The 12,657-nt window shown below is 39.2% G+C and carries 10 protein-coding genes and 1 riboswitch; of the genes, 6 read left to right on the top strand and 4 right to left on the bottom strand.

Annotation, left to right across the window (positions count from 1 at the left end):
- Positions 1 to 102: 102 nt before the first annotated feature.
- Together LJE11_RS15390 and LJE11_RS15385 are read left to right on the top strand one after the other, a co-directional pair.
- Entirely contained in the window at positions 103 to 255 is a 153-nt protein-coding gene (locus LJE11_RS15390) for a hypothetical protein (RefSeq protein WP_227296184.1), read from the top strand.
- 21 nt (positions 256 to 276) lie between these two features.
- Positions 277 to 2,097: a hypothetical protein gene (locus tag LJE11_RS15385; RefSeq protein ID WP_008706782.1), complete on the top strand. Its 1,821-nt coding sequence runs from the start codon at positions 277 to 279 to the stop codon at positions 2,095 to 2,097.
- 177 nt (positions 2,098 to 2,274) lie between these two features.
- Here LJE11_RS15385 and LJE11_RS15380 read toward each other — a convergent pair whose 3' ends face one another.
- Positions 2,275 to 3,699, bottom strand: coding sequence for a hypothetical protein (locus tag LJE11_RS15380; RefSeq protein ID WP_020993566.1), 1,425 nt, complete (start codon positions 3,697 to 3,699; stop codon positions 2,275 to 2,277).
- 243 nt (positions 3,700 to 3,942) lie between these two features.
- Here LJE11_RS15380 and LJE11_RS15375 point away from each other — a divergent pair, with 243 nt between their 5' ends.
- Positions 3,943 to 4,329, top strand: coding sequence for a hypothetical protein (locus tag LJE11_RS15375; RefSeq protein WP_161283240.1), 387 nt, complete (start codon positions 3,943 to 3,945; stop codon positions 4,327 to 4,329).
- Between the two features lie 167 nt (positions 4,330 to 4,496).
- Here the strand turns inward: LJE11_RS15375 and LJE11_RS15370 are convergent, their stop codons facing one another.
- Positions 4,497 to 5,588, bottom strand: a complete 1,092-nt coding sequence (locus LJE11_RS15370; protein ID WP_008706776.1) for a PTS transporter subunit IIC — start codon at positions 5,586 to 5,588, stop codon at positions 4,497 to 4,499.
- A 258-nt stretch (positions 5,589 to 5,846) separates the two neighbouring features.
- On the opposite strand from LJE11_RS15370, the gene LJE11_RS15365 reads away from it, so the two are divergent.
- Complete coding sequence (locus LJE11_RS15365) at positions 5,847 to 6,482, top strand: YczE/YyaS/YitT family protein (RefSeq protein ID WP_008706774.1); 636 nt, start codon at positions 5,847 to 5,849, stop codon at positions 6,480 to 6,482.
- A 79-nt stretch (positions 6,483 to 6,561) separates the two neighbouring features.
- Here LJE11_RS15365 and sdaAA read toward each other — a convergent pair whose 3' ends face one another.
- Both sdaAA and sdaAB read right to left on the bottom strand, forming a co-directional pair.
- Positions 6,562 to 7,431 (bottom strand): L-serine ammonia-lyase, iron-sulfur-dependent, subunit alpha, encoded by an 870-nt coding sequence (sdaAA, locus tag LJE11_RS15360; protein WP_008706773.1) that lies wholly within the window; start codon positions 7,429 to 7,431, stop codon positions 6,562 to 6,564.
- 19 nt (positions 7,432 to 7,450) lie between these two features.
- Positions 7,451 to 8,119 (bottom strand): L-serine ammonia-lyase, iron-sulfur-dependent subunit beta, encoded by a 669-nt coding sequence (sdaAB, locus tag LJE11_RS15355; RefSeq protein ID WP_008706772.1) that lies wholly within the window; start codon positions 8,117 to 8,119, stop codon positions 7,451 to 7,453.
- A 757-nt stretch (positions 8,120 to 8,876) separates the two neighbouring features.
- Between sdaAB and mgtE the strand changes: the two genes are divergently transcribed.
- Both mgtE and LJE11_RS15345 read left to right on the top strand, forming a co-directional pair.
- Entirely contained in the window at positions 8,877 to 10,271 is a 1,395-nt protein-coding gene (gene mgtE, locus LJE11_RS15350) for a magnesium transporter (protein WP_008706771.1), read from the top strand.
- A gap of 485 nt (positions 10,272 to 10,756) precedes the next feature.
- Positions 10,757 to 10,832: riboswitch (cyclic di-GMP riboswitch) on the top strand.
- A gap of 104 nt (positions 10,833 to 10,936) precedes the next feature.
- Positions 10,937 to 12,655, top strand: coding sequence for a sensor domain-containing diguanylate cyclase (locus LJE11_RS15345; RefSeq protein ID WP_227296182.1), 1,719 nt, complete (start codon positions 10,937 to 10,939; stop codon positions 12,653 to 12,655).
- The last annotated feature ends 2 nt before the right edge of the window (positions 12,656 to 12,657 follow it).

Genomic DNA, 12,657 nt, shown 5'->3' with positions numbered 1-12,657 from the left:
CGGTTTTACAGGTTTTCACATAATCTATTTGAAGTAGCACAATAGGTTAATTTAATAGGATCAATAATAGGAGTTGTTGAAGGGAATGGGATCGCAGATACCATGGCAACCAGTAGATTTGCAAAATCAATGGCAGGAGCAATGTTTAAAACCGGAGATGGATATCTGGATCTGAATTTAAAGGATGGGGATATTATCAAGGTTCAATGTCAGGCCGGAATTGGCGGGAAAGTTTCAATAAAGATATTAAAATAGAAAACGTAGAGGGAAAATGATATGGAATTTCCTATTTATACTCCGTGGGAAAATCTTGATGCCCAAACAATACAAAAAGTAATAAATTCAGGAATTAATTACAGAACTTATTGTGACGAAAAGCCATGGGATGTTTCTTTTGAGATAGATTTTTTGCCAAAAGAAGAGCTTATAATAGTTGTTCTGATTGAACATGGACGTCGTAAAGGTGGAGTTAGTGTACAGAAAACAAGTGAACGAACAGAAATTTCGCCGTATAGTAAAGAAGAGCAGGCAGAAATGCTAAAAGCTTATAATGAGAAAATTGACAGATATGAAACGTGGAATGCATTGTTCACAGGACCTACGACAGGATTGTTTGGAAATAATGTGTATGAATCATACATGGATTACATGTATTCCTGGGAACACTGGAGTGACAGAATATTTTTGTCAGATTATTATGAAGAACAATTATATTCGGTGCAGTCAGATACCTATGTTACTGTAAAGAGCACTCAGGAAGGATATGATTGTATCTATGAACTGGCACAAGTGAAGGTGAAAGAGCATATTTTGGAAGGCATATGCTGGAAGTCATTTCCCAAGCTGATATTTTCCAGAGGAGATAAATCAGACGCTCCGTATAAAGATGTGTATAATCGTCTGGAAATACTGACAGGAGCAGAATATTTAATTGTACCGGCGCTGATTGAAATAAAAGAAAAATATGAAATTACAGCAGTTTCAGAAAAATTGGACTGTCCGCAGATGCGGTTTCGCGGAATGACTATGGAAGAAACTGTAAAACAGGCTGTTTTTGAAAATATATTTGGAGAATTTTTACAGGGAAGTAGATTTTGCAGAGAAAATACAAATAAGAAATGCCTCATTGCAGAGGAACAGAAAGAAATATTTGCTTCCGAGTTTCTTGAATCTCAGAAATATCCTGAATTATTGATGAATGCAGTAAAAAAAGCAGATTTTCATTGTATGGCTTTTAAAGTTCTTGGAATTTTGAATAGCCCATATATGCAGACATATGATAAAATAGAAATGTTAAGAAGCTGTATGGCTATTAGTAATAGTGCGGAAAAATCCAGGGAATGGAAGAATGCATATCAAAATCTGATATGGGTTATGATCAAAAAACTGGAAATGGATGATTCACAGGGGAACAATCTGGAAGTTGTCAGTGAATTACAGAAATTTGTGGAATACCAACAGGGAGATTTTGAAAAAGAACAGAAGGGAAAATCCAGAGAAGAAACAGCAGAAATTTTCTTGATGAATGAACTCATAAGAATGTTGGCATGTATTTCTATTGTAACAGTAAAGAAGATTCAGGGACAGGAATGTGCAGAATTGGCTGAGAAGAGTTGGTTTATGGCAGAAAGTATTGAATATATGTGGAATGCAGAAATTTTAAACCAACAAGTGAGAGAAAATGTGCAAAAAACATTCATCAGAATCTGCGTAGGATGCGGATCTATGTATCTGCAAAATGTTCAGGAAGAGAATGTAAACCCTGAACAGATAATAGAAACAGCAGAAAAAGTGCTGTTGTTATTGAATAATCATAGAGATTTGATATTGCAGGAAGAAATGCCAGTTTATCAGATACCGATTTATCAGATGCTTCAGGTGGCAAATATAAGACTAAACCATGATGAAAATGCATTATATTATGCAAGAAAAGGTGTTGAATTGTGCGATGGGATTAACGCTGATAATAATGCACAGTTAAACGGAATGATCAGAGATTCAAAGCGAATGTTCCAGGAATACATAAATCAGAATGCACAGAAAGTACCTGAGAAGGCAAAAAAGAAAGGATTTTTTTCAAGATTGTTTTCAAGGTAGCCTGCAAAAAGAAAATCCAACAAAAAGAAAATCCAACAAAAAGAAAATCCCCAGACATGATGTCATAAAATAACATCATGTCTGGGGATTTTGAATTTGAAAAGTAAGCGCTTATTTTTCAGGTGTCTTTGAAAATATTTATTATTAAAGAATCTGTTGTAGTCTGATAAACATAGATTACAACGTTCCGCCATATTCCAGAATCATATTTCTGATAATTCCCAAAGTTTCCTGTTCTGACCATGCCATATTACCCTTATCAAGGAACTGACAGAATTCATAAAGCTTTTGGGAAAACCCGGATTCTTTTAAGACATAGTATTGCAGACCACGGCTGGTGTTATTCCAGAAAGCAATGCCATTATTGACATTAGAACTGGATACAATGGAAATATGTCTGGGCAGATGGATGAAATTTTCCTTTACACAGATACAGGAGTGTGGTGTGTTAAGCATGTATTGATAATAACTTTTTAGAAGCCACAGACGTAAAGACGGATCAAATGGTTTGTAAAGCATGTCAGGATAACCAGCTATACGTCCTTCTTCCATGAATTGCCTTAGACCTGAAATACAGAAAATATGTACCATGTTTTCGTTTTCCATATGTCGGGTACGTTGAGAAAGAGAAACAAGTAATGGTTCCTTTTCGACTGTATCCAGTATAATCTGCTGTTCAAGTATATTTGCTGGAATCAGATGGAGAAGGCATGGAGAATATTCAATGTAATAGTTGTGTGTTACATAACCTTCGCTCATCATAGTGTTTACATCTTTTACATAAGAATCCAGATCAGAACGAAACAGCATTTTTCTGGCCAGCACTTTTTCGCGGATAAATTCATGTTTCAACAATTGTAGTTGCTGAGTATCTCTGATGATGATTCCTTTTGATGTCTGGAAATTTATTCCAAGGGCAATATTATCTGTGATCAGCCAGTTTGGAAGCAGACCGGATTTTTTTTCTTCGGATACAGAGGGGGTAATATAATAATAAAAAGGTTCATAGCTTTCACAAAACATAGCTGGTTTTAAGATGGATATTTTTTTCAGGTTATCTAATGTATTGTCGGCATTCTGATTCTGCAGCAAAGGAAAAAGATGTTCCAGCCTCTGATATGGTGCTTCATGTATGATCTGAATGAGATAATGTAAATGTTCTGAAGAAATTTCTGAAGTCCATAAATAAATTTCTGAATCTGATGTACTTATCATTATTTTTCGAATCCAGGAGTAAATGGCAAACTCGTTATCCAGGATAGAGATTGTATTTGGGGTGTCTGATATGCTGACAGAGGCAGAAACTGTCGGAAATTCAATTACATCCTGCTGGATGATATGGATCAGTTCTTCCATACATTGCCACTGGCTTTTTCCCATTTTTTCCTGTCGGTAGAGAAGCAGAAGATCAGATTTTGTGCCGGCGGTACATTCCATTGCGTCAAGAAGCCGTACCAGACGGTCTTCTTCTTTGGGAATGCGTTTTCCTTTATTCATTTTGGAGATATAGTCTAATTGCAGACCACTGGCTTCGGCAAGATAACATAATGTTTTGCCTGTATTTTGTATTTCTTTTTCAAGTCTTTGTGAAAAATCACTCATAGTAATAACAAAATCCTTCCTTAAAATGTAACATATATAAGTATAAGCGAGAAGGATGGAAAATGCAAAGCTTTTATAGAAATTTTGTCTAATATCAGTGCCTAAAACAGTAATAAGCGTTATCTGTGTTATTATCATAACTGCGAAAAAAAATATTGTAAGAAGGAGTAAAATGCTATGTTTTTGGTTGCTGTATTGGTGTTATTGTTCTTAATGTATCGTTTTTATACATTTCGAGCAGAAATGGTTTTTATAATGACATTGCTTACACCTGCGATGTTACTGATAGGAGCATATCATCTGACAGGAGAATATCGTGAAGCAGGAATATTTCTTTTGATAGTTGGAATCTTTTTGTTGGCAGTAGTTATGTTTATGTATCGAATTACAGCAAGGGGTGTAGAAAAGGAATTCAGATCTGCTTATTATAAGAATCTGTTTATTTATGGTGCACTCAGATTTCTTCAGACATTTTGCAGAATGACGATTGTTTTTTCATTTGTAGCCGCTATGCTTGGCGGTGTATCACTTGATTATAAGGAACGGCTGGATATAGCAGGAAGAAAAATTTATGTGGATGATAATCTGCGCGATGCAGAAGGAAATCAATATACAGAAGTAGAAAGATAAAAGAAAATAAAGATTATTTTAAAGAATTATTATAAAAACAGCTGCGATACTGTCTGAAAAGTATGCTCAGGGATAAAACTGTGAGCAGTACGTCAGATGACAGGTAGTGCAGCTGTTTTCTGTTATGGAAACAGAATTTTTATAGAAGGTAATGGATAAAACGAAGATTATGACAGTGTCATATCTCCATCTTTCACCCACCCAAGCTTACGGATAAACATATTGATGAGCGGACACAGAATTGCAGGGAGGATGAAGGAGATCATCAGGAGACCTGCCCAGTCCCAGCCTGTAACTGAGGTTTTAAGTCCATCTGCAATATCATTCATCCAGCCGGTATATACACCAATCTGTCCTACGAATCCGCAGGTACCCATACCGGAAGAAACAGGGGTTCCGTTCATCTGAAGCTTGAACAGACAGGTTGCAAGAGGTCCGGTGATGGCAGAAGTAAGGATCGGTGCAATCCAGATGCGTGGATTTTTTACGATATTTCCCATCTGGAGCATGGATGTTCCGATTCCCTGAGAAACAAGACCACCCCATTTATTTTCGCGGAAGGACATTACTGCGAAACCTACCATTTGTGCACAGCAGCCTGCTACAGCAGCTCCTCCGGCAAGTCCGGTAAGGCCAAGCGCAGCACAGATTGCGGCAGATGAGATAGGAAGTGTCAGTGCAATACCCACAAATACAGAAACAAGGATTCCCATCAGGAACGGCTGCAGGTTGGTTGCCCACATAATAATATTTCCCACTTTCATCGCTGCACTTCCAAGTGCCGGAGCCCACCATGCGGACAGGGCAACACCTACACCGATCGTGACAAGTGGAGTGACCAGAATATCAATTTTGGTTTCCTTAGATACTGCTTTTCCGATTTCGGAAGCGAAGATGGCTACAAATAATACAGCCAGCGGTCCGCCTGCACCGCCTAATGCGTTAGATGCAAAGCCAACAGTAATCAATGAAAACAACACCAACGGCGGACAATGCAGCGCATAGCCGATGGCGACAGCCATGGCAGGACCACTCATTGCAGATGCCAGAGAGCCTACGGTATACTGGGTGTCGTTTACAGTTGCCACAGCAGTGGTCAGAAATGAAATATGAAACTGTGTTCCAAGTGTGTTGATGATCGTGCCGATCAGCAGGGAGCAGAAAAGACCCTGTGCCATGGCACCAAGGGCATCGATTCCATAACGTTTTATAGAGATTTCGATGTCTTTGCGTCTGAGAAATGCTTTTAACTTTTCCATAGATTATATTTTCTCCTGTTTTTATTATGTATAGAAGGGTGTATATACACCTATATACGCTTTTCTCATTATAGTCACATTCACGGAGTAAATCAAGTAGTTTTGTAACTGTTCACATACCACTATCCCGCGAGGTGTTTTGGCATGAATATGCCAAAATCACAATAAAATAGTGGAAAACAATTTACAGAAAGAATATTGTAAAGTATTTTACTGTCTGATATGATAGAAAGAGTTAATTTTACGGAGGAAAAAAAGATGAGTGAATGGATCAGAAAAATAAACTGGAAGTATGTGGTCGTAATGTTGATTGGAAATATAATCCTTGGTTTGGGAATTGCAATTTTTAAACTTTCCGGTCTTGGAAATGACCCTTTCAGCGGAATGGTCATGGCACTGGCAGAATGTGTGGGAATTGAATATGCCCGTTTTTTAATTCTTCTGAATCTGGGATTTTTTGTAATAGAAATTATCTGGGGAAGAAAGCTTATCGGATTGGGAACGATCATAAATGCGTTATTTCTTGGATATTTTGTTACATTTTTCTATAACCTGATCACATCTGTGATCGATGCACCGGATCAGATGGCAATGCAGGTGGTTACCGTATTTATTGGAGTTATCATAACAAGCCTTGGAATTTCCATGTACCAGCTTCCGAAACAGGGAGTTGCACCATATGACAGTATTTCTCTGATCATGACAGAGAAATGGCCGAAAATTCCGTATTTCTGGTGCAGAGTATCTAATGATGCGATCAGTGCACTGGTGTGTTGGCTTGCAGGGGGAATCGTCGGACTGGGAACACTGGTCAGTGCATTTGGATTCGGACCTTTTGTTCAGTTTTTCGATACACATTTTACATCAAAAGTGCTGGCAAAGCTGGAAAAATAATAAAAAACTGTCCTGTATATGCACATTATACGTAGAAAATAGGTGCATTACAGAGACAGTTTTTTTATTTGTCAGCCTGTTAACTGCATATATGGCATGCTTTACATGCAGATGGCGTAGTAGCGCATCCTCCCATAGCAGTTTCACGCAGTTCTGCAGGAAGCTTTTTGCCCACGGTAAACATCGTCTGGATCATTTCGTCCAGAGGAATCAACTGCGGGATTCCTGCGAGAGCCATTTCTGCGGCAATTATAGCGTTTGCCACACCTGCAGCATTTCTGTTCTGACATGGATATTCTACCAGACCGCCGACCGGATCGCATACCAGACCAAGCATGTTCATAAGAACAGTAGATGCAGCAAAAGTACATTCTTTCGGTGAACCTCCCATCAGCTCTACAGCAGCAGATGCAGCCATTGCAGATGCAACCCCTACCTCGGCCTGGCATCCGCCTACCGCACCTGCAACAGTTGCATTTCGCATTGCCAGATAACCAATGGCACTTGCGTTAAATAATGCCCGTATAATCTCTTCATCAGAGAATTGATAATGTTCCTGCATTGCCAGCATCAGCCCCGGTACGATTCCGGCAGAACCGGCAGTAGGAGAGGCCACGATCAGCCCCATGGAGGCATTCGTTTCCAGTGTAGCCATAGCATAAGTAATTGCCTTCTGAAGCAGATTTCCGCAGAGACCTTTTTTCTCCTGAGCGTGGAGACTCAGCTTTCTGGCTTCGCCGCCGATCAGACCACCCATAGATTTTACCGGCTGTCTGATTGGTGAGAAAGCAGCATCTTTCATAATTCCCAGTACTCGTATCATTTTTTTATTTACAATCTCAGAGGCTGTTTCGCCAAGCTCAATCTCACGGATACGCATAATCTCTGAGATAGGAAGATTTTTTTCTTCACAGAGTGCTAAGAGTTCATTTGCATTTTTAAAATCCATGATAAAAATCCTCCTTTCTTTACATCTGTACGATCATAACTTCATGAATATTCGGGTTCTCACGGATTGCAGGAACGATATTCTCAGGAAGTTTACCGTCAGATTCTACGATTGTATAAGCAATATCCCCCTTGCCTTCACGGAACAGACGCATAAATGCAATATTGATATTACGGTCACTCAGGCATTTGGTAATATAGGCTACAACGCCAGGAGTGTCCTGGTGAATCACGATCACTGCGCTGTATTCGCCTGTAAAGTCTACCTGTACGTGATTGATTTTCACAATGCGGACCTTGCCGCCTCCAAGGGATTCGCCGCGTACGGTCATTTTCTGGCCTTTTTCATTTTCCATGCAGATATCTACGGTGTTCGGATGAATATCTGTTTCCTGCTCATTTGGAGTGAAAGAGAATTTCAGACCTTTTTCATGAGCAATATCAAAAGAATTTCGGATGCGCATATCATCAGTAGAGAATCCCATAATACCACCCAGCAGAGCTCGGTCAGTACCGTGACCATGGTAAGTTTTTGCAAAAGAGCCGTACAGGATGAAGTCGGCTCTCTTTAACGGGCCTTCGATCATTTTCTGGGCAAGATAGGAAATACGCGCCGCACCTGCGGTATGTGAACTTGAAGGACCGATCATGTTCGGCCCCATAACATCAAATACACTGATAAATGACATATTTTTTCTCCTGTGAATATCAATTATAGTCTTGCATGTTTATGGCAATAATCTTATTATTTGCAAATTTCTGATTATATTCTATCATTTAGGAATAAAAGAAGCAAACTTATCGTTAACATTAACAAAAATTAATGTAAAAATGAGAAAACAGGGTTGCTTTTTCTCTACTGGGCGGTTACAATAACTGTGCAAATTGAAAATAATTTTAAAAATGCTGTTTCAAAATAGGGAACAGCATAAAATTTGCTGTTAGAAATCAGATTCCCGAAAACAGGGTCTGATATCCGAAATCGTAAATTTTAAAGAAAAGGCAGGTGGAACAGAATGGATAATTGCGATTCTCATGGGCGAAGTAGTAGCACAGGATCTGAATTAAAAAGAGTATATGAGTATAGCAGCCGTTTTTGTTCTGCTGTAGTCATATATTTTCAGGATTTTCCATGTATGCATATAAAATAGGAGTTTTTTACTGTCTGTAATCTGACAGTTTCTGTATGTGGAAGATCGGATGTCTTTTTCATTTCTTATCCTGTATTTATGAAATTCCCCCGAATCATGCAATTACATATTGAGCAGTAATGATCCGGCGAAGATGCCGGACAGTTACGGACAGCGGATGAATAGCAGGTTATGGTTTGATACCCTGCGGTTTATTGTGCTGGAAAAAGCATGGAAGAAATGGCAGTAAAATGTAATAAATAACAGACTGCTTTCTTTTGGTGTGCTTTTATGCAAAAAAACGGAGGATGAAAGAATGGAGAAAAGAGTACAGGATTATTCCAAAGAAATTCTGAAGATCATCCGCAGCAACACCTCTCCGGCCGTTATGGGAGAAAGGCTGCAGGATTATCATGAGAATGATCTGGCAGATGTAATGCCGAAACTGACTGTACAGGAGCGGTGCAAGCTGTACCGTATCCTGGATATAGATATGCTTTCTGATATTTTTGAATATACAGATGAGGAGAATGCAGCAGAGTATCTGAATGAAATGGATGTGAAAAAAGCAGCAGCCATTTTATCCAGAATGGAGACAGATGCTCTTGCAGATGTATTAAATAAAGTTGAAAAAACAAAGAAAAAAATACTGATCGATCTGCTTGAACCTGAGGTTCGACGTGATGTGGAGATGATCGCATCCTTTGATGAGGATGAGATCGGAAGCCGCATGACAACAAATTATATTGTGATCACAGATAAACTGACAGTTAAGCAGGCAATGAGCAGTCTGATCGAACAGGCTGCAAAAAATGACAATATCTCCACTATTTTTGTAGTGACAGAGCAGCAGAAATTTTATGGGGCCATTAATCTGAAAGAACTGATCATTGCCAGACGGGATGATCTGCTTGAGAATCTGGTGGTGACTTCCTATCCATATGTATATGCGGAAGAAAATATTGATGAATGTATCGAAGAACTGAAAGATTATTCTGAGGATTCTATTCCGGTTCTTGACAACGATAATCAGCTTCTGGGTGTCATCACATCTGCCAGTATCATTGACCTGGTTGATGATGAGATGGGTGATGACTATGCGAAGCTGGCCGGTCTGACAGCAGAAGAGGATTTAAAGGAGCCACTGAAAGAAAGTATGAAGAAACGTCTGCCCTGGCTGATTATTCTTCTGGGACTTGGTATGGTAGTTTCCTCAGTGGTAGGAATTTTTGAGAAGGTGGTGACTGCACTTCCGATTATTATGTGCTTCCAGTCTTTGATCCTTGATATGGCAGGTAATGTGGGTACCCAGTCTCTGGCTGTGACGATTCGTGTGCTGATGGATGAATCTCTGACAGGTAAGCAGAAACTGGAACTTGTGTGGAAGGAAATGAGAATTGGTCTGTGTAATGGCGGACTTCTTGGAATTCTGTCTTTTGCGCTGATTGGATTGTATATTTATCTGTTTAAAGGAAAAACACTTTTGTTTTCCTATGCAGTATCCGGATGTATCGGTGTGGCACTGTTGTTGGCTATGTTGATCTCCAGTGCAGTAGGCACCTGTATTCCATTGTTCTTTAAGAAGATCAATATTGACCCGGCAGTAGCATCAGGTCCGCTGATCACAACAGTGAATGACCTTGTTGCAGTAATTACCTATTATGGCCTGAGCTGGCTGTTCTTATTAAAAATGCTGAATCTTGCAGGCTGAATTTCAGATAATAAAAACAGGTCCTGTATCTTTGATTATAAGATATTGGATCTGTTTTTGTATGGAGTTATTATAGTTGGTCGTTATCCCGTAAAATACGGACCTGTCTTAATATTTCAGAGGATTAATTATGACAAATGTAATGTATGTCGTTTGCAATCTGGAATAAATTTTGTGAAATAAGGAAAATAGCAGTTGACATTATTCAGGGGATATGCAAATAATATATTGCAATTAGTGTTTAACTGACCTGACGATTGAAAGAGGCAAGTCGTTATTTGGATTTACAAAGCATATAAATGTTACTGAGAACGGAGTAAACAGTAACAAATAAACAGCGGTGCAGGAAATATTAATGGTAAACAGTAATAAGAAATGAAAAATATAATATATATAATGTGTCTGTGAATAAACCAGTGTGCCGACAAGTTGATTCTTCGAGAAATCAACTTGTTGGCACACCAGGTAACTGTATAATTCCACAGATACAGTATCAGCAAAACAGTCGAAAGGCTGCGGCGCAAAGCTAAAGGGCCTGTAAAATGGCAGCCAGTTGCATTTATACAGAGAGTAATGTCTTGTTGTATTGTAGCGGGCATTATTCTCTTTTATTTTAAAGAAAGGTTGAGAATATCATGTCAGAGCATAGGTGTATGCTTAACAAAATGAATAAGATTGAAATATATGTCGCAAATGAAGATACGGATATTAATCCTTCAGTTCAGGAAGCTATTGAATATGTACTGAAACAGAATGATCCGGTGGGAACAGTCGCCGGTTATTATGATGAGAAGCTGACAATCTGGAGTGTAAGTAACTATTTTCTGCAGCTTTTGGGGTGGGATGACCTTGATGAATTTATGAAAGCATCAGACGGCTCTATGCTCAGTGTGGTCTGTAATGAGCAAAAGCATATATTTTCACCGGAAGGACTTCATGATTTACAGGGTTCTCACACCTTGTATCTTACAGACAGTAAAGGTTTATCAATATCGGTAAGGATTGTGAAGGCAGATGCCAGGGATAATAAAGGACGGCCAATCTGGGTATTATCTGTCAGATCTGATCACTTTGCCCGGAATCAGGAAGCAAGGGAAGCTGCTTTTCACCGGGCTTTTACAGATATGAATCTGTGTGAATATTATGTGGATCTTCAGGAAAATACATTTGAATCTATGAAAGTAAAGGGCTCGCTTCAGGAAATTTTCAACAAAAGCCGGACATGGGATGAACTGATACAGATGTTTCTTAATAATTATGTCTGTCCTGAGAGTAAAGAGGCGGTTGCGCAGATTTACAACCGGGAATATATTATGAAGGAACTCAGAAAAATTACCGGGGAACTCAGTCAGGAATGCAAAGCAGTGTTTGACGGAGAGCTGCGTATTATCCGGAATGTAGTGATGGAGGGAGATACAGATGAGAACGGAGAGGTCAGACACGCCATGATTTTTCTTCGTGATGTGACGGATTCGAAAAATACGGAAAAAGAATGCAGAGCGATGTTAAAGCAGAACATCGCCATGGACCAGCTTATTCAGGGAGTAACCAGGATTGTAGAGCGTTTTGCAGTTTGTGATCTGGACAGCGGGATATACGAATATTATGAGATGAACAATGAGTCTTATTATAATCCTACAGGTGATTACAGGGAGCTTCTTCAGCGTATGTCCGGAGAGTATGTGGTACTTACGGAAAAGATAAATATACAGATGGATGATCTGCTTTCACCGGAACATCTGAGAAAAGTTATTATGTCTGAGGATGATCTGTATACCTTTGAATATTCTACTCTTGACAGATCTTCTTATAAAGTAATGTCAGTGATACCTGTGGAATGGAAAGGCAGTATACTGTCCAAAGTAATGCTGATCGCTCAGGATATCGGGCAGAAGCATGAACTTGAGAAGCTGGCAAATACGGATGCACTGACAGGACTTTATAATGAGCGTTATCTTTCCGAAAGATTAAAAAGAAATGGAAAGCTGCATAAAAAATTTGCCATGTTCTATCTGGATCTGGACAGGTTTAAGCCTGTTAATGACACTTATGGACATGACATGGGGGACAGATTGCTGAAGGCGGTTTCCCGGAGATTGTGTAAATGTATCAGGAAGACAGACTATGCCTTCCGCATCGGTGGAGATGAGTTTTCCCTGATCATTGAGGAGGGCAATATTAATGATGAATTCTGTGAGATGATGGTCAGAAGAATAAAAAGTGTCATTGACCGGCCTTTTGATATAGAGGGTCGTCTGCTGAGCGTGGATACAAGCTGTGGCTATGCTATTTATCCGGAACACAGCCAGAAGATCGATGAAATCCGCATTATGGCAGATCACAGAATGTATGAAGATAAAACTCAAAATAGAAAAAAGGGTTAATG

Origin of the sequence: Blautia sp. DFI.1.216, assembly GCF_020594215.1 — a bacterium.
Lineage (GTDB): Bacteria > Bacillota > Clostridia > Lachnospirales > Lachnospiraceae > Blautia_A > Blautia_A wexlerae.
The sequence above is the reverse complement of the archived record's forward strand: the minus strand, read 5'-3'. Positions and strand labels throughout refer to the sequence as shown.

Coding starts and splice junctions, on each gene's coding strand:
- sdaAB (WP_008706772.1), bottom strand. CDS start 8,119: ATGTCATTTATCAGTGTATTTGATGTTATGGGGCCGAACATGATCGGT.
- LJE11_RS15375 (WP_161283240.1), top strand. CDS start 3,943: ATGGTTTTTATAATGACATTGCTTACACCTGCGATGTTACTGATAGGA.
- sdaAA (WP_008706773.1), bottom strand. CDS start 7,431: ATGGATTTTAAAAATGCAAATGAACTCTTAGCACTCTGTGAAGAAAAA.
- LJE11_RS15370 (WP_008706776.1), bottom strand. CDS start 5,588: ATGGAAAAGTTAAAAGCATTTCTCAGACGCAAAGACATCGAAATCTCT.
- LJE11_RS15380 (WP_020993566.1), bottom strand. CDS start 3,699: ATGAGTGATTTTTCACAAAGACTTGAAAAAGAAATACAAAATACAGGC.
- LJE11_RS15345 (WP_227296182.1), top strand. CDS start 10,937: ATGAATAAGATTGAAATATATGTCGCAAATGAAGATACGGATATTAAT.
- LJE11_RS15365 (WP_008706774.1), top strand. CDS start 5,847: ATGAGTGAATGGATCAGAAAAATAAACTGGAAGTATGTGGTCGTAATG.
- LJE11_RS15390 (WP_227296184.1), top strand. CDS start 103: ATGGCAACCAGTAGATTTGCAAAATCAATGGCAGGAGCAATGTTTAAA.
- mgtE (WP_008706771.1), top strand. CDS start 8,877: ATGGAGAAAAGAGTACAGGATTATTCCAAAGAAATTCTGAAGATCATC.
- LJE11_RS15385 (WP_008706782.1), top strand. CDS start 277: ATGGAATTTCCTATTTATACTCCGTGGGAAAATCTTGATGCCCAAACA.